This is a genomic window from Bacteroides sp. D1, from assembly GCF_000157095.2.
In the GTDB taxonomy this organism is placed as follows: domain Bacteria; phylum Bacteroidota; class Bacteroidia; order Bacteroidales; family Bacteroidaceae; genus Bacteroides; species Bacteroides xylanisolvens.
This window is the reverse complement of the sequence record NZ_JH114343.1, coordinates 339,736-362,332: the sequence shown is the minus strand read 5'-3', so window position 1 is coordinate 362,332 and position 22,597 is coordinate 339,736. Positions and strand designations below refer to the sequence as shown.

The 22,597-nt window shown below is 40.9% G+C and carries 21 protein-coding genes; 8 read left to right on the top strand and 13 right to left on the bottom strand.

Going from position 1 to position 22,597, the window contains the following annotated elements; genetic code table 11:
- Positions 1-6 precede the first annotated feature (6 nt).
- The 3 genes from BSAG_RS09550 (at position 7) to dinD (ending at position 3,735) form a co-directional block, all read left to right on the top strand.
- Positions 7-1,602, top strand: a complete 1,596-nt coding sequence (locus tag BSAG_RS09550) for a S41 family peptidase (protein ID WP_004317071.1) — start codon at positions 7-9, stop codon at positions 1,600-1,602.
- 678 nt (positions 1,603-2,280) lie between these two features.
- Positions 2,281-2,919 (top strand): HU family DNA-binding protein, encoded by a 639-nt coding sequence (locus BSAG_RS09555; RefSeq protein WP_004317070.1) that lies wholly within the window; start codon positions 2,281-2,283, stop codon positions 2,917-2,919.
- Between the two features lie 27 nt (positions 2,920-2,946).
- Positions 2,947-3,735, top strand: coding sequence for a DNA damage-inducible protein D (gene dinD, locus BSAG_RS09560; RefSeq protein ID WP_004317069.1), 789 nt, complete (start codon positions 2,947-2,949; stop codon positions 3,733-3,735).
- Positions 3,736-3,863: 128 nt separating this feature from the next.
- Here dinD and BSAG_RS09565 read toward each other — a convergent pair whose 3' ends face one another.
- Entirely contained in the window at positions 3,864-4,826 is a 963-nt protein-coding gene (locus tag BSAG_RS09565; RefSeq protein WP_008770536.1) for a glycoside hydrolase family 18 protein, read from the bottom strand.
- A 273-nt stretch (positions 4,827-5,099) separates the two neighbouring features.
- On the opposite strand from BSAG_RS09565, the gene BSAG_RS09570 reads away from it, so the two are divergent.
- The 4 genes from BSAG_RS09570 (at position 5,100) to BSAG_RS09585 (ending at position 9,694) form a co-directional block, all read left to right on the top strand.
- Positions 5,100-5,969 carry a helix-turn-helix domain-containing protein gene (locus BSAG_RS09570; RefSeq protein WP_004317067.1) on the top strand — a complete coding sequence of 290 codons (870 nt, stop codon included), beginning with the start codon at positions 5,100-5,102 and terminating at the stop codon, positions 5,967-5,969.
- A gap of 211 nt (positions 5,970-6,180) precedes the next feature.
- Positions 6,181-6,885 (top strand): succinate dehydrogenase/fumarate reductase cytochrome b subunit, encoded by a 705-nt coding sequence (locus BSAG_RS09575; protein WP_004298481.1) that lies wholly within the window; start codon positions 6,181-6,183, stop codon positions 6,883-6,885.
- 37 nt (positions 6,886-6,922) lie between these two features.
- On the top strand, positions 6,923-8,902 hold the full coding sequence (locus BSAG_RS09580) for a fumarate reductase/succinate dehydrogenase flavoprotein subunit (RefSeq protein WP_004298483.1): 1,980 nt from the start codon (positions 6,923-6,925) through the stop codon (positions 8,900-8,902).
- Between the two features lie 36 nt (positions 8,903-8,938).
- Complete coding sequence (locus BSAG_RS09585) at positions 8,939-9,694, top strand: succinate dehydrogenase/fumarate reductase iron-sulfur subunit (RefSeq protein ID WP_004298485.1); 756 nt, start codon at positions 8,939-8,941, stop codon at positions 9,692-9,694.
- Between the two features lie 624 nt (positions 9,695-10,318).
- Here BSAG_RS09585 and BSAG_RS09590 read toward each other — a convergent pair.
- The 5 genes from BSAG_RS09590 to BSAG_RS09610 form a co-directional block, all read right to left on the bottom strand.
- Positions 10,319-11,158: a helix-turn-helix domain-containing protein gene (locus tag BSAG_RS09590; RefSeq protein WP_008770534.1), complete on the bottom strand. Its 840-nt coding sequence runs from the start codon at positions 11,156-11,158 to the stop codon at positions 10,319-10,321.
- A gap of 264 nt (positions 11,159-11,422) precedes the next feature.
- Positions 11,423-12,388: a fimbrillin family protein gene (locus tag BSAG_RS09595; RefSeq protein WP_004312274.1), complete on the bottom strand. Its 966-nt coding sequence runs from the start codon at positions 12,386-12,388 to the stop codon at positions 11,423-11,425.
- 54 nt (positions 12,389-12,442) lie between these two features.
- The gene (locus tag BSAG_RS09600) at positions 12,443-13,450 is read right to left on the bottom strand and encodes a DUF5119 domain-containing protein (protein ID WP_008775268.1); all 1,008 of its coding nucleotides are present in this window, start codon (positions 13,448-13,450) and stop codon (positions 12,443-12,445) included.
- Positions 13,451-13,459: 9 nt separating this feature from the next.
- A complete protein-coding gene (locus BSAG_RS09605) occupies positions 13,460-14,737 on the bottom strand; it encodes a DUF3575 domain-containing protein (RefSeq protein WP_004317064.1) in 1,278 nt (425 codons plus the stop codon).
- Positions 14,738-14,805: 68 nt separating this feature from the next.
- On the bottom strand, positions 14,806-15,165 hold the full coding sequence (locus tag BSAG_RS09610; protein ID WP_004312271.1) for a Gfo/Idh/MocA family oxidoreductase: 360 nt from the start codon (positions 15,163-15,165) through the stop codon (positions 14,806-14,808).
- Here BSAG_RS09610 and BSAG_RS24985 point away from each other — a divergent pair.
- Entirely contained in the window at positions 15,071-15,319 is a 249-nt protein-coding gene (locus BSAG_RS24985; RefSeq protein ID WP_118160982.1) for a helix-turn-helix domain-containing protein, read from the top strand. The genes BSAG_RS09610 and BSAG_RS24985 overlap by 95 nt on opposite strands.
- On the opposite strand, the gene BSAG_RS09615 is transcribed toward BSAG_RS24985, so the two are convergent.
- The 7 genes from BSAG_RS09615 to BSAG_RS09645 form a co-directional block, all read right to left on the bottom strand.
- Positions 15,283-15,669: a DUF86 domain-containing protein gene (locus tag BSAG_RS09615; RefSeq protein WP_004317062.1), complete on the bottom strand. Its 387-nt coding sequence runs from the start codon at positions 15,667-15,669 to the stop codon at positions 15,283-15,285. The genes BSAG_RS24985 and BSAG_RS09615 overlap by 37 nt on opposite strands.
- On the bottom strand, positions 15,653-15,946 hold the full coding sequence (locus tag BSAG_RS09620; protein WP_004298496.1) for a nucleotidyltransferase family protein: 294 nt from the start codon (positions 15,944-15,946) through the stop codon (positions 15,653-15,655). Before BSAG_RS09620 ends, BSAG_RS09615 begins: the two co-directional genes overlap by 17 nt.
- A gap of 215 nt (positions 15,947-16,161) precedes the next feature.
- Positions 16,162-17,448 (bottom strand): hypothetical protein, encoded by a 1,287-nt coding sequence (locus BSAG_RS09625; RefSeq protein WP_004317061.1) that lies wholly within the window; start codon positions 17,446-17,448, stop codon positions 16,162-16,164.
- Between the two features lie 12 nt (positions 17,449-17,460).
- Entirely contained in the window at positions 17,461-19,035 is a 1,575-nt protein-coding gene (locus BSAG_RS09630) for a hypothetical protein (RefSeq protein ID WP_008770532.1), read from the bottom strand.
- Entirely contained in the window at positions 19,032-20,039 is a 1,008-nt protein-coding gene (locus tag BSAG_RS09635) for a hypothetical protein (protein ID WP_004317059.1), read from the bottom strand. The genes BSAG_RS09630 and BSAG_RS09635 overlap by 4 nt, the downstream gene beginning before the upstream one ends.
- Before the next feature lie 68 nt (positions 20,040-20,107).
- Positions 20,108-20,689, bottom strand: coding sequence for an LPP20 family lipoprotein (locus BSAG_RS09640; protein WP_004317057.1), 582 nt, complete (start codon positions 20,687-20,689; stop codon positions 20,108-20,110).
- 30 nt (positions 20,690-20,719) lie between these two features.
- Positions 20,720-22,597: an LPP20 family lipoprotein gene (locus BSAG_RS09645; protein ID WP_004317055.1), complete on the bottom strand. Its 1,878-nt coding sequence runs from the start codon at positions 22,595-22,597 to the stop codon at positions 20,720-20,722.

The following is a 22,597-nucleotide window of genomic DNA, read 5'->3' as shown; positions in this document are numbered from 1 at the left end:
AAGATTATGAATAAGATTAAAATATACGTCCTTTTGGCTTGCCTGTGGGCAGTATCAGCCTTACAGGCCCAAAATTTCGGTTCTGAAGCCATGCGCAAGCTACAAATGGCAGAGTTCGCAATCTCCCATTTCTATGTAGACAAAGTAGATGAAGACAAGTTGGTGGAAGAAGCCATCATCAAGATGCTGGCACAACTCGACCCGCACTCTACCTACTCGGACGCAGAAGAAGTGAAGAAAATGAACGAACCTCTTCAAGGTAACTTCGAAGGTATTGGAGTTCAGTTTCAGATGATTGAAGATACCCTGTTAGTAGTGCAACCCGTCAGCAACGGACCCTCCGAAAAAGTCGGCATCCTTGCCGGTGACCGTATTGTTGCGGTCAATGACAGCGCCATTGCCGGAGTGAAAATGAGTACGGAAGATATTATGAAGCGTCTTCGTGGTCCGAAAGGCTCTAAAGTCAACCTGACTATCGTTCGTCGTGGCGTGCAAGATCCTTTATTGTTCACTGTGAAAAGAGATAAAATACCTATCCTTAGCCTCGATGCTTCTTACATGATTCAGCCTAAAACAGGTTATATCCGCATCAACCGCTTCGGAGCAACCACTGCCGAAGAATTCAAGAAAGCAATGACAAGCCTTCAGAAACAAGGTATGAAGGACCTGATTCTCGACCTGCAAGGAAACGGAGGAGGTTACCTGAATGCAGCCATCGACCTTGCCAACGAATTCCTGGGGCAAAAAGAATTGATTGTCTACACGGAAGGACGGACTGCCAAACGCAGTGATTTCTACGCCAAAGGAAACGGAGATTTCCGTAATGGACGTCTTATCATCCTGGTAGATGAATATACGGCTTCCGCCAGCGAAATTGTCAGCGGTGCAGTGCAGGATTGGGATAGAGGAATTATCGTAGGACGCCGTTCTTTCGGCAAAGGATTGGTGCAACGCCCTATCGACCTGCCGGACGGCTCCATGATTCGTTTGACTATTGCGCGCTATTATACTCCATCGGGACGTTCCATCCAGAAACCGTACGACAGTACTGTCGATTACAACAAGGATCTGATAGAACGTTTCAACCACGGTGAACTGATGAATGCTGACAGTATTCACTTCCCTGATTCACTGAAAGCACAAACCAAGAAGCTAGGACGCACTGTTTATGGCGGAGGGGGTATCATGCCGGACTATTTCGTACCTATCGATACTACTCTTTATACGGATTATCACCGTAATCTGGTAGCTAAAGGAGCCGTGATTAAATTCACCATGCAGTTTATCGAAGGACACCGGAAAGAGTTGAAAAACAAATATAAAAAATTCGAATCGTTTGATGAAAAGTTCGTAGTCGATGATGATATGCTCGCTACTTTAAAAGAAATAGGAGAGAAAGAAGGAGTGAAATTCAATGAAGAACAATATCAGAAGTCGCTTCCCCTTATCAAGACGCAGCTTAAAGCACTGATAGCCCGTGACCTTTGGGATATGAACGAATATTTCCAGGTAATGAATACCACCAATGAGAGTATACAAAAGGCGCTGGAGATACTGAATTCGGATGAGTATCAGAAGAAGCTGAAACAGGGTATTCAGTAAACAATCATAAGACATCATTTTTCAGTTCGGTGGACATATATACTCACTATAGTGAAAAAATATCTATCATAAGTATCATTCATTTTGATACTCTTCTCATTATCAAAGAAATAAGTATGATAGATAGCTTTTAAAAAAGGTATCTATCATACTTTTACCAGCAAAAACAGGTTATCTATCATCTACAAAATAGCCGAATAAAGGCCCTATATGCATAAGATAGCTTGTTTTTGTTGAATAGTTTAATTCTCCCCTGCCCTATATCTATCAGATAGAACAAGGCGTATAAATACCTCAAACAAGCAGAGATAGTTTGCTTTTCTCCCTGATATAGTTTATCTTTGTTACCGATATAGTTCATTCTTCATGGCCGTGGCGGATTCCTACCACGGCCGTGGAAAGATACTACCACAGCCATGAAGAGATCTCTCCACGGCCGTGGGAAACTAATGATAAAGGCACCGGAAGACAACTATCCCTATGCCTTAGTCCAAGAATAAAGGCAGGATAACTTATAAAAGCCGCTTGATAGCAAACAAACAACAGCTATATAACACCCTCCCCCTAAGTCCGAAGATGATCGATTAGCTTTGCAACAACAGAAAACAATGTCCTTATAGGCTTGCAACGGTAAATTAAAGGTACGTAGTAATGTATAAGGCAAAAAACAAATAAATAATGGCAATACAATTTGAATTGTACAAGACTCCCCGTCCCAAGGATGAGGAAGACAAAGAAGTGTATCACGCACGTGTAGTCAACTTCCAACACATTGACACAGACTATTTGGCAAAAGAAATCCAGATAGCAACTTCTCTAACTGAAGGGGATGTAAAGTCAGTTCTCGAATCCCTAAGTCATTTTATGGGGGATCGTCTTCGGGAAGGACAAAGCGTCCATCTGGATGGCATCGGTTATTTCCAGATAAAGCTGAATAGTCAAGAACCTATCACTTCGCCCAAACTAAAAGCGAATCAGATAAAACTCAAAGCCAACATCAGCTTTAAAGCGGACGTCAAACTGAAAAAGTCTGTCAGTGTTGTTCATGTGGAGCGAAGTAAACTGAAACCCCATTCGGCTGTCCTTTCAAATGACGAGATAGACAAATTGCTGACAAACTACTTCAAGAGCAACCCTGTATTAACCCGTCGCGACTTTCAAGGATTGTGCGGCTTTACCCCTACCACTGCCGCACGGCAAATCAAACGGCTGAAAGAGGAGGAGAAGAAGTTGAAGAATATCAATACTTATTATAATCCGATTTATGTGCCGATGCCAGGATATTATGGCAAGGCGGAGATGAAGACAGATGAATAAAAGGAACAAACATAATACAGAAATAAAATGAAATCAGAAGAAATAAAAGAGCTATTTAAGCAGTTTGAGAGCATTGTTTGCGAATACAACAAAGTGGAATGTTGGAGTGCGAGAGAACTTTATCCATTGTTAGGATATTCTCAATGGCGTAACTTCCTGTCTATCATAGAGAAAGTAAAAGATGCATGTAAAAATGCCGGAGAAAATATTGCATACCATTTTGCTGACGTCAGCAAAATGGTTATATTAGGTTCAGGCGCTGAAAGAGAAGTAGATAACATCTTTCTGACCCGTTATGCCTGCTATCTGGTAGCACAAAATGGAGATTCTCGAAAGCAAGAAATTGCCTTTGCTCAAAACTACTTTGCAATACAAACGCGCCGTGCAGAATTAGTAGAGCAACGTTTAATAGAATATGAACGTGTCCAAGCACGTACCAAACTAGCCGAGACAGAGAAACTTCTCTCGGGTGTTTTATATGAAAGAGGAGTTGACAATCAAGGATTCGCCATTATACGTTCCAAAGGAGATAAAGCACTGTTTCACATGGACACCAAAATGCTAAAACGTAAACTTGGCGTACCTGATAGCCGACCATTGGCTGATTTTCTTCCGACCATCAGCATAAAAGCCAAAGACTTTGCCGCAGAAATGACCTCTGTGAATGTTCAGCAAAAAGACCTATACGGACAAACTGCCATTGAAAATGAACATGTTGACAATAATGTCGCAGTCAGAGATATGCTTGTTGGTAGAGGCATATTTCCTGAACAAATTCCTGCAAATGAAGATATTGCGGCAGGGGTATTTCTCTAAAGAAAAACGTTTTAACACATTCTTTATAAATCTGATTTATAATAAAGGAGGGGAGGAACCTATTAAAACAGAGCCTGTTAGGCAGCATCTATAAAAAGGATTTACAAGCAGCAGTCGTGCGAACTAAGTCATTCCCTCAATTCTTCAGTCATTGTTTTTAGTAATGACCTGCTGTCACTTAACGGCAAATCCGTAGCTAAATCCCAACTCATCATACCTTTCAGCTTCTGTTCCTTTGCATAACGGGTTTTGATACGAATGTTATCCTGACCGTCAAACACATAAGTATCTCCCTGATAGATCACTTCATTCTGTGCAGGACTCGTAACCAATCCATTCTGTACAAAATTGAAATAAGCCTCTGTCTTCTTTGAATTATCTTTGGTCACCCCATAAAAAGGAACTCCTGCTACCAGTTTTTCCCTCGGAATGCCATACTCCAATACCATCTGTATATCCGAACAATATTTCTCTATCGGAAAACGAACCGGTGAAGGACCATAGCACTGAAGTGAAATAAAATCAACAGCTTCAATAGCTTCCTTACTAATCTTATAACAAACAGGATGCAGAGATACACTGAAAAGATACTTGTCTCCCAACACTTCCCGCATCTTCAGGATAGCCAAACTATAATCTTTATATTCTTTCTCATTTTCCGCCCACTCAAAATCAAGATCAATGCCATCCAGTTTATTCTTTTCCAGTACAGTCTTTATGTTCTTTGCAAACGTCGTACGAGCGGCCTCATCGGCCACCATCGCTTTCCATTCGCCACTGGAAGCTCCCAAACGTATTTTCACTTTTGTACCTTTTACTTTTGCACGAACCGATTTAATCAAACCTTCCCAAGTGGTCACCCCTTTTCCCTGAAATACACGTGGATTCTCAAAAGACAATGATCCGTCTTTATTAGGATGAACATTCAAGAAAATAAGGTCGTCACTTGCCCGCAAGCTTTCTGTAGAGATACGACCACGGTTGTAAAAATTACCCCGCACATAAGAACTGACCATATAGTCTTGCTGTGCAAACAATGATAATCCAACAAACAAAAAAAAGAAGAATACAATTTTTCTTAGCATTAGCATAATGATTGATAATTAAAACGTTTAGATTGCAAAAATACGCATATCAAAGGGAAACAGATGTTCAAAAACAACTATAATACTTCCAAAAATCAACATAAAGTTTTCTATTCAGAAATTTACAACAGATAAATATTGAATTCTCTAACATCATCCAAAGGGATAAGAATAATATTTGCAGGTTTCTACTAAAACATAAATAAAAGAAAGAGTTCCATTTTCCGCAAAAAAAGCCTATCTTTGTTCCGTTAAGATAATAAATCACGCATAAAACTCATGCCAGGAGATTCATTTTGCATACAATATACCAACTGTACGGGATGTCCAAAAAATGTTGAGAATATCCTTGTATATAGAAACTTACCTAAAGGAGAGCATATCCCCAAGGATAAGTGTACGCAGAATTGTATGCTTTTTATGATAAAGGGCGAATTACTTATCAATAGCGAAGAGCATCCCGGAATAACGTTACGCGAGAAACAAATTGTTTTGCAAGCTATTGGCTCCAAGGTCGAAATACTGGCACTGACAGATGTTGAATATGTTGTCTACTGGTTCAACGAACTGCCTTTGCTTTGCGAAGACCGATATAAGGAAATGATGGAACAGGCGGAAGCTCCTTTGACCTACACTCCACTGATTATGAGCGAAAGGCTTTACCACCTTGTCACCAGTATGCCCGAATTCCTCGCTGAAGAAAACCCTTGCAGCAAGTATATCGACTTAAAATGCAAAGAACTGGTTTTCTTGATTACCAACTTCTATCCGCTGCCCCAACTGGGTTCATTCTTCTATCCGATCAGCACTTATACGGAAAGTTTCCACTATTTCGTCATGCAGAATTACAGCAACGTGAAGAACGTGGAAGAATTTGCGCATCTGGGAGGATATACGACCACTACTTTCCGCCGCCTTTTCAAAAACCTCTATGGTGTGCCCGTATACGAATGGATACTGGAAAAGAAACGGGAAGGAATCCTGGAAGACCTGCAGCACACCAAAATGCGAATCACTGAAATCTGTAACAGATACGGATTCGACTCCCTGTCGCATTTCGCACACTTCTGTAAAGACTCTTTTGGCGATACCCCACGCGCTTTACGCAAAAAAGCAGCCGGTGGTGAGAAAATCGGAAAGGTACAATAAACAGTCCCATCCTACTAATGTGCCAATCAGTTGCACCATGCGCGCATACTGGCTGGCATATTGACACATTGGCGCATTGATCTATTATTAAAGAATTATTTCTTTAATTCCTTGCTCAATCAATCTATTTCCCCTATTTTTGCAGTCCGTAAGAGGTGTAAAACGTCGAAATTTTAGTTCTAACAATTAAATAATTTAAATTCAATCATTTATGTGGTTAAGTAATTCATCTGTAGGAAGGAAAGTGGTGATGAGCGTTACCGGTATCGCCCTTGTCCTGTTTCTAACATTTCACATGGCGATGAACTTGGTTGCAATCATCTCGGCTGATGGTTACAACATGATTTGTGAGTTCCTGGGAGCAAACTGGTATGCGTTAGTGGCTACCGCAGGACTAGCCGCTCTTTTTGTGATTCACATCATCTACGCATTCTGGCTGACAATGCAGAATCGCAAAGCGCGTGGTAGCGAACGCTATGCAGTGGTTGACAAACCAAAAACTGTAGAATGGGCATCTCAAAACATGTTGGTGCTGGGTCTGATCGTTATCGTAGGTCTTGGTTTGCACCTCTTCAACTTCTGGGCAAAAATGCAGTTGCCGGAACTGATGCACAACATGGGCATGCACGCTGATACACTGACGCTGGCTTATGCCGCTAACGGTGCTTATCACATCCAGCAGACTTTCTCTAGCCCGGTTTACGTAGTTCTTTACCTCGTTTGGCTGTTTGCTTTGTGGTTCCACCTGACTCACGGTTTCTGGAGCTCTATGCAATCACTGGGATGGAACAACAAAGTATGGATCAATCGTTGGAAATGTATTTCTAACATCTATTCTACGATTGTTGTACTCGGTTTCGCACTGGTAGTAGTGGTATTCTTCGTGAAAACACTGATTTGTGGCGGTGCTTGCTAAATAGTAAATTGTAAATGATTAAATTGTAAATAATATTATGATCAAGATAGATTCAAAAATTCCAGAAGGCCCGGTGGCTGAGAAATGGACCAACTATAAAGCTCACCAGAAATTGGTGAACCCCGCTAATAAACGTCGTTTGGACATCATCGTTGTGGGTACGGGTCTGGCAGGTGCTTCTGCCGCTGCTTCACTTGGTGAAATGGGTTTCAGAGTATTCAATTTCTGTATTCAGGATTCTCCCCGTCGTGCACACTCTATCGCTGCACAGGGTGGTATCAATGCTGCAAAGAATTATCAAAATGATGGTGACTCGGTTTACCGTCTGTTCTACGATACTGTAAAAGGTGGCGACTATCGTGCCCGTGAAGCAAACGTATATCGTTTGGCTGAAGTGTCTAACGCTATCATCGACCAATGTGTAGCGCAAGGTGTTCCTTTCGCTCGCGAATATGGCGGTACACTGGATAACCGTTCTTTCGGTGGCGCACAGGTATCCCGTACTTTCTACGCTAAAGGCCAGACTGGTCAGCAGTTGCTGCTGGGTGCTTACTCTGCATTGAGCCGTCAGGTAAACGTAGGTACTGTTAAACTGTATACCCGCTACGAAATGCAGGATGTTGTCATCGTTGACGGACGTGCCCGCGGTATCATCGCAAAAAATCTTGTAACAGGCGAATTGGAACGTTTCGCCGCTCACGCTGTAGTAATCGCTACCGGTGGTTATGGTAACGCTTACTTCCTGTCTACTAACGCTATGGGTTGTAACTGTACAGCTGCTATCTCTTGCTACCGCAAGGGTGCTGTATTCGCAAATCCTGCATACGTTCAGATTCACCCGACTTGTATTCCGGTACATGGCGACAAGCAGTCTAAGCTGACTTTGATGTCTGAATCTCTCCGTAACGACGGTCGTATCTGGGTTCCGAAGAAGAAAGAAGATGCTGTAAAACTCCAGAAAGGCGAAATCAAAGGAAGTGATATTCCGGAAGAAGACCGCGACTATTACTTGGAACGCCGCTATCCGGCATTCGGTAACCTAGTTCCGCGTGACGTTGCCAGCCGTGCCGCTAAAGAACGTTGCGACGCTGGTTTCGGTGTAAACAACACAGGTTTGGCCGTATTCCTCGACTTCTCTGAAGCTATCAACCGTTTGGGTATCGACGTTGTTCTTCAACGTTATGGTAACCTCTTTGATATGTACGAAGAAATCACTGACGTTAATCCGGGCGAACTGGCTAAAGAAATCAGTGGTGTGAAATATTATAACCCGATGATGATTTATCCGGCTATCCACTATACAATGGGTGGTATCTGGGTAGACTACGAACTGCAAACCACTATCAAGGGTCTGTTCGCTATCGGTGAATGTAACTTCTCCGACCATGGTGCAAACCGCCTCGGTGCTTCTGCATTGATGCAAGGTTTGGCTGACGGTTACTTCGTATTGCCTTACACTATCCAGAACTATCTGGCAGACCAGATCACTGTTCCTCGTTTCTCTACCGATCTTCCTGAATTCGCTGAAGCTGAAAAAGCTGTTCAAGCTAAGATCGACAAGTTCATGAGCATCCAGGGTAAAGAATCTGTTGATTCTATCCACAAGAAACTGGGTCATGTCATGTGGGAATATGTAGGTATGGGACGTACGGCAGAAGGCCTGAAGAAAGGTATCGCCGAACTGAAAGAAATCCGCAAGGAATTCGAAACGAACTTGTTTATCCCCGGTTCTAAGGAAGGTATGAACGTAGAGCTTGACAAAGCAATCCGTCTGTACGACTTCATCACTATGGGTGAGCTTGTTGCTTACGATGCATTGAACCGTAACGAAAGTTGTGGTGGTCACTTCCGTGAAGAATACCAGACTGAAGAAGGAGAAGCAAAACGTGATGACGAAAACTTCTTCTATGTAGCATGCTGGGAATATCAAGGTGATGATGAAAAGGCTCCGGTATTGCACAAAGAACCGCTGGTATACGAAGCTATCAAGGTTCAGACTCGTAACTACAAGAGCTAATCGGTGAAGTTAAACATTTAAAAGAATTAGAAGAAAATGGATAAAAATATATCATTTACACTGAAGGTATGGCGCCAAGCTGGTCCGAAAGCTAAAGGTGCTTTTGAAACCTACCAAATGAAAGATATCCCCGGTGATACTTCCTTCCTCGAAATGCTGGATATTCTGAACGAACAGCTCATCAGCGAAAGAAAAGAACCGGTAGTATTCGATCATGACTGCCGCGAAGGTATCTGCGGTATGTGTTCTCTTTACATCAACGGACACCCGCACGGTCCTGCAACAGGTGCTACTACTTGCCAAATCTATATGCGTCGTTTCAACGACGGTGATACCATCACTGTTGAACCTTGGCGTTCGGCTGGTTTCCCTGTCATCAAAGACTTGATGGTAGACCGTACTGCATACGACAAGATTATGCAAGCTGGTGGTTATGTAAGCGTACGCACAGGTGCTCCGCAGGATGCTAACGCTATCCTGATCGCGAAACCTATCGCTGACGAAGCTATGGATGCTGCTTCTTGTATCGGTTGCGGTGCTTGTGTAGCTGCATGTAAGAATGGTTCTGCTATGTTGTTCGTTTCTGCAAAAGTTAGCCAGTTGAACTTGCTGCCGCAAGGTAAACCGGAGGCTTTGCGTCGTGCAAAAGCTATGTTGTCAAAGATGGACGAACTGGGATTCGGTAACTGTACAAACACTCGTGCTTGTGAAGCTGAATGTCCGAAGAATATTTCTATCAGCAACATCGCTCGCTTGAACCGCGACTTCATCATCGCAAAATTAAAAGACTAGAAATTGCTAGATTTCAATAGCGAGAGCTTAATTTGATTAATGACAGAATCCCCTGCCGGCTAGTCCGACAGGGGATTTCTTTATGTATGAGTAGATCACAATTATTATTAATACGGATCAGTAACATGAACTTTTAATTCATAAGTTTCACCGATTTCACCTTATAGCCAGAACTGTTATGAATGAGAGAATTACGGGTGAAAGCGAGGATTGAAATAAGGTAAAATCATTCGTTACCACTTTCACCTGTCTTATTAAAATATCCCTTGAGCTAAAACAATTATCATTATAGCTAATCCGGATATGCTTATAGCAAATCCGCTTTCAGGTATTAATGAGTGAACTGTGCGGATGTAATACTTTGGCCACCAGGTCTTAACACCTTAGTTCTCATGTGTTAATACTTGAGTTGTTGCATCTATATATCCAGCATCTTGGAGCTATATATCCAACACCTTGGAGCTATATGTCCAACAGTCGGTATGAATAAACTCAATAGGTGAAACCGGGAAGGTTCAGTTTCGCCTGAATTTCTCCCTTGCTTTCACCCGCTGTTACCTTATTCATCGGCATTTAGAGAATTGGGTGAAACCGGTGAACCGCAATTATCTTACATAGTTGCATTTATGAAATGTCTTGCCTACGTAAATTACGTGGAGAGGCACCAAAAGATTTCTTGCAGAAATTAGAAAAATGGGGTAAAGATTCAAAACCATATTTATAGCATATCTCCGAGATGCTACATTTAGAGTTGTTCAAGTCGTCCAGAATGCCCTCTTTACGTCTCGCCAGCATCCATTCATAAACAGGTTCATGAAAGACGTTATTGAAGATACGACGGAATGTACTAAGGGTATATCCACCCAATTGTGCCAGTTCTTCCACTGTCTTTACTTTCTTATAGTTTTGAATAACGAAGTATTGGAAACTATTTACATATTTAGAGAGTGGATGCACCAAGCTCGAAAGATCATAATCGGAATAATAGTATCCCAATACAAACGCCAATTCTTTTCGTTTCAGAGATAGCAAATCCCGACAGACTTTATCTCCTTTCAAATAAGTAATAGACCCATTGAGGAAATATTGCAGTTCTGGAATTATTTTTAATGGAGTATAAATAAGTGGAGGAGATACTTCCTTCATGATATGATTGAAACGGAAATCACAAAACAGTTCGGGCTGAATAAAACGATAATAAATGCACTCACATTCAGTCATAGCAAGCATCTCAAACATAGAACCAATGGCTTGAAGGATAAATTCACCTCCCTTAAGCATGGTCCCTGCATATTCCTTACTATTGACCAGTATTTCTCCCTTCATCAAAAAAAGGATAAGATTTTCTTCACACTTTTGAGCCGGTTTATGAAAACCACGCTGATAAATCACACGAGTAATGGCATTACTCACCGCTTTTGGACATATCTGACAATCCCAGGTTCCTTGACAAATAGATGGCATACGCTGACTGTGTTTGTTTTTGTTTATGCTGCCAGCAAAAATATATGAAATCTTTCATATTGCCATAAAAAAAGAGAGAAAAGTGAAAAAGAGGTTAGGTAAGAGAAAAAAGGTATCCACTACAAAAATGTAAGTAACATATAGAATTAAAATTCTCAGTCTTTTTCTGGAGAAACTAGGCTATATTTTCTATCATAATTCCAAAACACAAGAAGAACCGATGTAACATACAAATTACATCGGTTCCATAGATTTAATCTTGTGTTAGTCAACAGTTGGAGTTACAGGATCTTCAGCATCCCAACCAGTAACAGTTGCAGTGATACCAACTTCTTGAGCACCAATAGGCAATGTTAGTTTATATAGTATTTTCTTTCCAAACGCCCATGCAGCAGTACTTGTCAAAGATACTTCCTTACTATTTTCAGCAATCTTACTTCCATCTTTCTCTACGGTATATTCTATAGATATTTTTGCATCAGTAAGAGCTTGCGGTATTAACATCAACGCATTACCTGCTTTTACAGCTGTCTTATCATCTGAAAAAGCCCCAAGTTCATATGCATAAGAGACACTTGTCTCTGTACCTGCAGTCCAAGTCCCTGCGTTAACACCTGCATATGTAAATGTTCCACTTCCCTTAATTCCAGTCAATTCCACTTTAGATATAGTATAGGTATAACCAGCCTCTTTTGTCACCTCGATATTTACTTGAGTCAATGCATGTTTAAAAGTTAAAGAAACATCTGTTGCTGCTTCATTTGTCTTCTTTTGAGCATTTGCCACAGATGCAATCACTAAATCCTTTTGAAGGGCAGCTGTATTTCCCACTGTATAAGTAAACTTAGGATATCCTTTATCAGTAGTACCATTCGGAGCTGTATATGTAACTCCGTCTTTTGGAGAGTATGCAAAGAATTGCAGATTTTCTGCAAGAGGCCAATAATATGGACCTCCAGATACCGTCCATTTAGAATCCGAATAAGTAGCAGAACCATTTATCCATGGTGTCGAAAGAGTCACCGTAGCACTCATCTCCTCTGCCTTCGTATTATACGCGTAAACCTGAAAGCCAGAACTCTTTAAACCGTCTATATCCAGTTCAGTAGCTCTAGTTACCGCCGTATTAAAATTAATTTCGGCCTTCTGTGAAGGGGCTTCAAACTCTTCATTCTGTGAGCAACCCGTAATTGCCAAAGCAGCTGTTACTGCCAATAAAATCTTCTTCATAACTGTATTTTTTTAAGTTTATAATATTGTTATATTTTGTTTATAGCATCTATTTCATTTCACGGGTAACTCAACATTATCTTCGGGTCCCCATCCATCAACATTGCCACCCATTCCTCCACCTCCATCAGGATTCGGTGGTGTTTCCGGCTTATCAACTTCAATCTTATCATCAGGCGGTAACTCAATCTCCGGTGGTGGGGTTGGTTTTCCATCTTCCCCTGTTCCAGCATTTTCAAGTGTACCTATTATTTCAGTAACATCAATTGTTGCTTCCTGAACTGTATTATCTGTTTTGATAAATTTCAATATTAATATTATAGCATCTTTCTCACTAGAAGTTTCCCTCTCTGATATTGACATTCGCGTCGGCATTGTCATTTCCTTTACTTGTTTGAAAGCGGTGAAAGATGCCGTTACCTTATTGTCTCCCTTCTTTACCTCAAAGTAGATAGGTTGTGAGCTACACACTCCACGACCTTTGCCTATACAGTAACAATCGGATAATCCATCAATGCTCCCTACCACTGTTGCAACATACTCCAAACCTTTAGCCTCTACTGCAAAAAAATATTTCTTCACTACAGATTCCATCTTCCAGTCTAAATGAAGCACTTCTTCACTCTTCTCTATTTTCAGCTCATCTATATTCAATACATACAACGAATCGGGTGACCAAACCATCTTTTCCATTCCTGCAATCCCCAAATCATTGCAATATTCTGTATAAGCTTCTATAGATTCATAGGACTCTTCTCCTCTAATTCGTATACGATCCGAGTTAAAGTTATAACCCATAGTTACTACCGAATACCGTCCCGGAGGAACTTTCATTTCTCCACCTCGTACCGAAAGGTATTTATCTACTTTCCTGCCTTCTCCGTTCTTCGGATAAAAAATCACCCGAACTCCCTCCGGCAGTTGATCTGTCATTCCATCCCAATCCAGCTTTATATCTACCCCACTTACGGGATAATCATCCAATATATCGCGACGGCTACACCCGGTCAGCATCAGCAGCGAGGACAAAAGCACAAGAAACCTGTATCTTGTATTTCGCATTGCGCCCTCCTATCTCTTTGTTGTTATCAACCATACCAAAGAAACTTTCGCCTTGGTAGGGCCAATAAAGTTATAACGCCCACTGTTTGTCCATATAATATCTCCCTCATAAGGAGTATATTTCTTATATTCTGTTGTCAAATACCCTATGCCAAGACTGAACTCTAGAGAAAAATGCCGTGCCAATTGCCGTGCATATCCATAAGTCACTCCGGCAGCTCCATAGTACTTACCCTGATACCCATCTCCACGTAACTGGAAATCGTATATTCCACCTTCAGCATAAAGTCCTATAAAATGTCCGGTCAGTCGGTTGCGTTTCTGCCGGTTTCCCAGCCAACAACGTCCTTCCATCCCTCCAGAAAGGAGCTGATAGCAGAAATCGTGTTTACTATTCAGCCACCACGGACATTTATATTCAGTATTCAAAGACCACCTCTTACCTATCGGAATTTCTACTTCTATATTCGGTGCCAATGCCAAATCATATAACAGATTATTCTTCACTGCAAGTACAGTTTGGCTTTTCACCGGCCCTTCTGTCTCCGATATATCGACCTCACAGGCCTGTTTTTCTTCACTTTCTCCCACAGACTTATCAGGTTGATCTTTCGGAAGCGCCTCTTCCTGATTTGGAACAAACAACCCGAAGACAGAAGATACCGGTTCAAAAGCCTCTTTACCTAATTTCGAAGTTTCTCCAACAATCGTAATGACCGATCGCCGCAGCTCTGGAAAGATATTGTGAACAATGTATCGGTAAGCAATTCCCCGATTCAATTTTCGCAACAGTTGCTTTCGTTTATTGACATCATTCTTATGATAATCAATCAATATCAGCACTTCTTCCCGGTCTGGCAAGTTGGAGTCGGATGCCACCAACTTACGAAACTCCGACCAATCCTCTCCCTCTGAAGAAAAATGAATCTTATCAACACTAACATCCGAATTATACCGTTGTAAGAATTCCTTTATCGAATCATTTCTCCGAGCAGCCAAACTTCTATTATAAGATTCATTACCATCAGGAGAAACAAAAGTTTTCACATTAAGCGCAGTTACATATTTCGTACCCAAATTCCCGGAAAGCAAAGAATCCAAAGTTGCAATTGCCTGATTATTACTTTTATAACATGAATTCACTCCCGCATCATTCGCATCAAAATATATCATTACCCGCCGGATTGTATCATTCGCAACAGCGAAAAATGGAATCGAAGCATACCCACTTTCTGGAAGGCCTAATAAAACCATAAGAATAGCCAATATATAGATACCATGTTTCATTGTCGTTCGTTTCTGCTGACAAATATAGAAGTTAGAAAACAAACCGAATCATACTTTTAAAACAAAAATCAAGACATGAAAGATTCTGTGAAACGATTGAAACGATTTTGCAAGTTTTGAGAGTTTAAGGTCAATAATAAACAGAAAGAATGTCCTTGGTAACTCATCTGCGTGATAACACCGTACTTCTGTTCCGCCTGCATCAGCAGTTCACATTCATAGGAAGTTCTGACAAGCGGCTTTTCCACATACACATGGATGCCAAGCTTCATCGCCTCCATACAAATCGGGAAATAGCTATGATCGGGAGTCGCCAAGAATTTTCTACGAGATATTTTATCCCCACCCAAAAACTTCATTAAAGAACAACGGATCAATTTTGCATCAAGACTTCTTGTGACCACTTCACTCACCATTGAAGAAATCATGTATCAAAGTGGGTTTATGAATAGATCACATTTCTATAAGAAGTTTACAAAGCGGATAGGAGTGGCACCTAAAGACTACCGTTTGCATAATAAAAAAATAGGAAAGCTACAAAGGTCTCATATACTAGCAGCAATATCATTCCTGATCTGCTGAATTGCAAGAAGCAATCCAGGCAGATGCACTTTTACTATTTTAAAAATTTCTTCGGGGTCAATAGATAAATATTCATGAGAAATAATATTGCGCAGTCCAATGATGCTCCTCCATGGAGTACCGGCATAATTTATCAATAATTCATGATTAGTCAGATTATCTATATTCTTAACAGTCTCACCTATGGTTTGCAAACGCATACAAGTTGCATCAAAAATATCCATCTTATCAGGAGAAGCTAAGAAATCATTTACAGAAATGACACTACCACATCTTTCTATAGTTGTATTAATACGCTCTTCTACAAAAAGAAGCATATCCAATATGTCAGCATTAGATATAGATTGCATCTTTCTCTATATGATTGCGAAATAAACTACGCATAATTGCGGTTAAAGACACGACATCCACTTTTGCATTAAAACGCTCTTCTAATGACTCTTTTATTTCCATTCGAGTAAAATAATCCGGATCTTGAAGCTTTACACAAATATCAATATCACTATCCTCTTTCTGCTCACCACGAGCCACAGAACCAAAAAGTCCTAACTTTTCAATTCCATATCTCTCCCCAAATTCTTCCTTAAAATTCCGGAGAATAGCGATTATTTCATCTTTTGTTTTCAACTGACACTATTGTTATAATGCAAATATTAAAATTAATATTGGAATTAGCAAATTCTTAATCATATTTTGTGGTATCACTAATTAAAAAAAGATGCACAGGTCATCAAATTTTCATCGATCCCCTGTACACCTACTACTCTAAATTCTACTTCAAAACATAAATAGCCTAATTATGCTGCCGAATCCATTATTAACAATCATGTTAGTTTTATCCATCAAAAGTACAGAACATAATTACGTAAATAGTTCAGAAGTGCCCAGAACGCCATCATCATTGCCAATACAAACAAAACGACAAGTCCGATTGCCAAAGCAATCCAATGTTGTGAATGATCATCAGAATATTCTTTATGACCATCATTAAACTTGTATATTGTCCGCACTGTCTGCGCTCCTGCCAATAACCCGAACACTCCGGCAAAAATACCATTATGAATGTTTCCACCGCCACGAAGTGCCCGCTTATCAATTAAGAATTGAGGCGTCCTGCTCGCTACCACATACAAACCGGTAGCTATTAAAGTAGAAAACATCATACCGACTCCCATCATCCAATACATCAAGATACCCACAATGACACCTAACCAGATTAATTTCCTGGAACCATCAAAATGACGTTCTTCACCACTATTAATCACATCAGTCAATGAGTTTAAGCGTTCTATGACATCAGCGTCAGTAGGACACATACCGATAACCTGATCAATCAAAAGAACAGATTTCTTAATTTGCTTCATCTTTGTCGGCTTTCTGAATTCATCATCATCTGTTTTTTCAATCACCGTCCAAGTAGCGAATGCCTCATCCATCAGTTTCCACGCCTCCGTTATCTCTTCATCCGTCATTTTCTCCGGCATTCCGGCTGCAAGGCGTTTATTCAACATTCCTTCTACCGTAAAAACCTCTTTATAACGTGCGCCCTTATACCATACAAAAAACATATGCCCCACAATAAATAAAACAACGGCAATATACAAAATCAGTTGGAGAACAGCCAATATCTTTACTCCCAAAGGAACTCCGTCATCCGCCGCAGCATCAGCTATTGCATCAGCTCCACTACCGCTTTTTACAAGTGTCAATCCATTAAAGGCAGCATCTTTTCCGCCTTTATCAAGTCCGGTAAACGACAACTTATCATCCTTATAAACGACTTTGCATTGACCGGAAATCCCGGCATCAACCTCCGGACGTCCGCCTACAAAAGAAAGAGTCAGTTCATTCCCGTTCATACTCTCGACGTAAAACTCATAAGTTGCCATCAAAGATTCCCTTCCACCGGGTTCCAGCATATTCACTTCCATAAATCCATTGCATCTGGCATTCTCATTATAAGGATTCAATTGCCAATTACCATCACAATTCAATGTGAACGCAACCTTTAAATCGCCTTCTTTATTTGCTCCTAGCCAGTCACCGTTAAAAACATCTTCCTGCGCAAATGCAGTCATCGAAATAACCATCATTACAATGGCACACAAATACTTTTTAATATTCTTCATAATATAATAAAATTAATATTTCAACACCTTGGCTGCCACGTTCTTAAATTGCGACATGGCAAGCCCGATAGAAGCTCCGATATAAGTAGGATCACAAATAATGTACTTCTTTCCGCTTACAGTTATATAATCTCCGTCAATGTTTTCATCAAAACAGACCGCTGTTGCCATGTGATTGGGATATTCCAACAATACAACATCAAGCCCCATAAGAGTACGTACCAAATAAGAGTATAACACAGCACGGTCTTCGCAATCGGAATAAGGATAGTAGAACAGCTCATCCACAAAGAAAGGCTTTTCATAACCAAACTGGTCACCATCTGTCTTATAATCAAAAGCTGTCTGCACGAAATTAATCAGTATATTAGCGGCTTCCGATTGTTTTTTCCCTTGTATGGCAGCTTGCAATGATGGAAGCACCGTCTGTTGTACTTCCTGACTGACAGGAGCTCCCACATAGACAGAAAAGTCACATTGCGGATAATCCTTATAGAAAGAAATAAGTCCCGAATTTACTTTCGAGCAGACTTTGACGGATGGATAAGCTTTCGCTTGCAACGTTTTCTCCACGTAAGTTCCTGAAAAGGGTTGGGGAGTAGTGATATTCATATTTACCGGGTTCTTCGCATTGGCGAAATCACGGTTGTAAGTGTAAATAGAATTAGTTTTATTCGGGGTAGTATCAAACCTGTAATAGTTTACTCCATTCAAAGTAATAAAACAGGTAGCATAAATCATGTTACCCGAAGCATAGAATAAAGTAAGGCGGTTATCCATACGCGCCACCTTAACCCTATATCCCGATTGAGAAAGGAGAAACATTTGCATAAGAGCTATTTCATCGGAATGAGTACTTCCACATAGTTCAGTAGCCACTTTCCTCGTCAACAGCAGATAACCATAGTCATTCAGGGCATTATCCTTTTTAAAAGCCAAACAGTCGTCTATCAAAGGCTGATAGTTGCTACGCGATAACGTCTCCCATCCGGCAGAAATATCTTTCTCTGCAATCCCTTTTAAAGTGAGCCGGTTCTTCAATGAAGCATTGACAACACAATCTTTACTGTAGAACGAAAACTCTACACCGGAAAGTGAGCGTTTGGCCGGAACGGTTTCTTCAGGCTTCACTTCCGGTTTTATTTCAGGGAGCACCGCAAAATCCTTTTCCGGTTCTACAGCCACATCTTTACCTCCCGGTACAACCGGAACCTGTGTTTTCCCCTTTGAAGGAGAAAATGTCGCACTTGGAGTCACTGTCGGAATGGGGAGTCGTGTCACCTCCCCTACTTTAACCTCTTGCGGTTTTGTTGCCGGCTTCTTATGGTCAAAGCTGACCGGTTTTACAGGCTCCGGCCTTTGAGGACGTGCCACCGGCTTCTGCAAGTCATACTCTTTCCAGGTTTCTTTCAGAAATTCGGCAAATTCCTTATTCTGTTCGCTCACAAAATCATCAAACTCTTTTTGCTGCTGCTTCACAAAATCGTCAAACTCCTTCATGTCTTTATCTATTTGCGCAAAAAGACTAAACGGCAAACACAATGAAAAAACTACCATAGATAGTATTCGTATCCTATTTTTCCTCATTTCCTTATTATATTTTGTTGTTCTGTTATCTGCCAATCCACATACAGCTTATTATTCCGTATATCTTTGATAAAGGGGGAAATAGACAAGACAGCGACAACCTTCTCCCGATACAAACCACAACCGGAATCAGTGCCGCCATTGAAACGATCGTCCACCTGCTTGACATTTACATCAGAAAACGGATATAACAACAACGCCTTCACTAAAGAAGACATATAGGCATTCCAAAAGGCATTCCTCATATCCATCTTCTCCAGTCCGCCCTGACCTCCGAAACCGACATCTTCATACCAACAGTCTTCTTGTGAAGAACAAATTTCAACTCCGTTCATATATGAAATTATTTGAGGAGACGACTGTGTTCCCTTAAGCTGAAACCATGACTGGTCTGATTGCTCCCTACAACTATCCGATTCCAACAATAAATTGAATTTCACCTCTTCTTCCTCAACCCTTTCTTTCGTAAACAAAAGCATCAACTCACTAATGGAATGATAAGAAAAATCGCAACTATCATTCGATGGAGTAAAAGATACCTCCAGAAATTTCTCTCCAAATATAGAAGTATATTCATGCTCAATCCGGTAGGAAACATGTTGAACGGGATGTTCGATCACTCCCAATACAAGCATTTTGTCTCTTTGGTCTTCGTATGTATTACTGGCAGTCTCCATGGTGGAAAAAACGTCCGAGAGAAGTCTCAATTGTACCCCTTGCTGCAATGAATACAGATAAGCCGCTCTTTGCAAAGCAAGCATCCTTGCAGCTTCGGATTTCATACAAGGATCAGATATACCAACTACCCGGCCTTTCCGTTGAGAAGCAAACACCCATTCCGGCAAAGTCTCCCGCTGTCCCGGTCTCCAGTCATAAGATTGGTTATAAACTGTATCAACAGGCATTGCCTGTGAAAACACATCAATACCGGGAGACAAAAGCAACTGGATAATAAAAATAACTACCCAATTATATCTTATATCCGACAAATTAAGTTTCATCATTCAATCTTCAAATAGTTGGGTAGTTATTAAAGAGATCATTACTATCCTCTGTGTTCTAAACAAGCTGATTATTGGGCGTTTTTACTCATTTCTTCTTCAAATACCTTTTTGAACTTTTCATATTCAAAGTCAATGCGCAATTTGTCATCATTCTTAATACGATTTGCCATAGCATTCATGATTTCCTCTCCTGCCAGTTCAAGAGAGACATATACTTTGTATTTACCATCAGGAGTCTTCATGGTTTTTTCACAAATTACACGCGTACCGCTCAATTCCTGTTCCACTACCGTACGGGTCAATGATTGATAACGACTTTTGCTTTCATCATTTTCACCTTGCTGATAAGAGGAAACATAACTATCGGTTACCGATTTCACTTTTGCATTGATAGCAGTAGCAATTTCAGCCCGGGCCTCCGTCATCGCTTTTTTCTTTGCAATAGACATATCCGTAGAAAGTCCCATCGAACTAGCTCTAAAATACTCTTTGTTCGTTTGAAATTCCGGTCCCGAACAAGGAACATTAATTTCTACGTCCTGTTGCACTGCCGGTTGCTGCACTGTTTGTGTTACAGGTTTTGAACTACCGCAACTTGTCATAACAGCAATGGTTAGCAATGCTGTTCCCAATAAATTAATTCTTTTCATTTCAAGTCTTTTTTAATGTTAATATATGATTCATTTCAAGCCTCTCAACTTCACTATATTATTTTTGAAATCCTTCAATTGCAGCAGTGCCACAGATTGCAACTTACTTACCTCAATAACCATCTCCGTAGGCAGATCAGGCACAATGAGCGCAGTGACTCTGCGGTCATTGAACTTAGAACCCAGTTTGACACTGACAATCGGAGATTCTTCACCTTTTTCGTTTATAACCGTCAGATTTCCACTATATAAGTCCACTTCGCAATCGTCAGCATTTGTATTCACAATCTTAAGATGTATCCTCGATTTGTCTCCTAAAGTTGCAAGTTTGTCAAATTCAACAAAGACACCATCCAACCATTCAACCCGAATTGCCTTTTGATTCTCTGGTTTGGCGGACTTAACCGGAACCAAAGGAGCAGGAATAACTTCCGGCACCACAACAGGGACAGATATAACCGGATCAGCTTCTTTTTCCGGTACGGAAGCACCGACTATCGGAACAGGAACATCCGGCAACATCTTCTGTCTTTCCGGAATCTTTCCGGTTCTGTCGAATGTTATTTTCTTCAATTCACGTGCAAACTCCCGGTTCAACCGTTTTATCAATTCACGCGCCGCCATATTCTTGCCTTGAGAAGCGGACTTATTTTCAGGTACTAATGTCCGTTCATCATTAATAGAATAATTCAATAGGATTTGCCCCGTCCGGTTATTTTCTATTTTAATCCCCAACGTAGAAAAGAATTCGATGAAGTTGTACAGTTCACCCGGAACGGTATTGCCTTTACGACACTTATTATCCAATGTAACGATAATGTCGGCTTCAGAAGGAGATGCAACTACGTTAAAGAAATGATTGTTCAGCAAACTCTTCACAGTTCGTTCCACCGCCTCTATATCGCTCTGCGCACTTCTAACATAAGCTGAAGTCTGTGTCTGCACCGTGTTGACAGTCAACGTTGCTCCGGGAAGAGAAGAAAGCATTTGCTTGAATAAAGCTGCATAACTTCCCTTCCGGAACAAGCTGAACACATCATCAATTAATGAAATTCCAATTTCCTGCTGTGCCTGTTTAGAAGTAATATTGCGCACATAAAGAGCGGCAACTCCCGATTCGTTGGTGGGAGACATGGAAGACAAATCTCCCGCCCCGGAAACAAACTCGGCTTTCAACCGGATATTCCTTAACGGATTTCCATTACGGTAAACACCTATAGCAATAGGCTCCCTTATACCTTGAAACGGCGTGACTGAAACGGTTACCGGATTCAGAACAATCGTTATTCCATCAAATACTCCAGCCAAAGCCGCATATAGTTCAGTCGCCAGATTAATTGTCTTTCCTTCGTAAGAGCAGAACAATTCCTGATTAAGTACCGGGCGTATAGCCTCCATTCCATTCGAGAATAATTCAATGGCAGTCATTAAATCTCCCTGTTGTAAGGTAATGTGTCCCTTATACCAGAAATCGAAGCCGTTACGGATTGCCTTCTGACGACGTGCTGCCACCAAAGCCGCATAATCATCCTTATTCAGTTCATAATAAACCCAATACTCATTGTCACTTCGCCAGGAATCCACCAGACGAAAGTTCTCTATTTCCGCCCGGGCTTCTGTACGAATACTTTCTGCGAAGGTTTGTTTCACATTACCATCGTCCTCCAACGTATTCAACAAAGAATTGGCGGCAATCACCACTTGAATTTCAGATACAAGATCAGACAAAGCGTTTTGCTTTGCCTTTTGCTGATAATCTCCTTCCGATATTTCAGCCATTCCTATTCCGATGTAACTTAAACCACTAACAGGATGCTGTTTCACCCAGTCAGGACGGTTCGTTTGTTGACCGGAAAGCGGAAAGCAAAACCATGAAATCACAAGAATAAATAAAAGCCAATGTTTCAT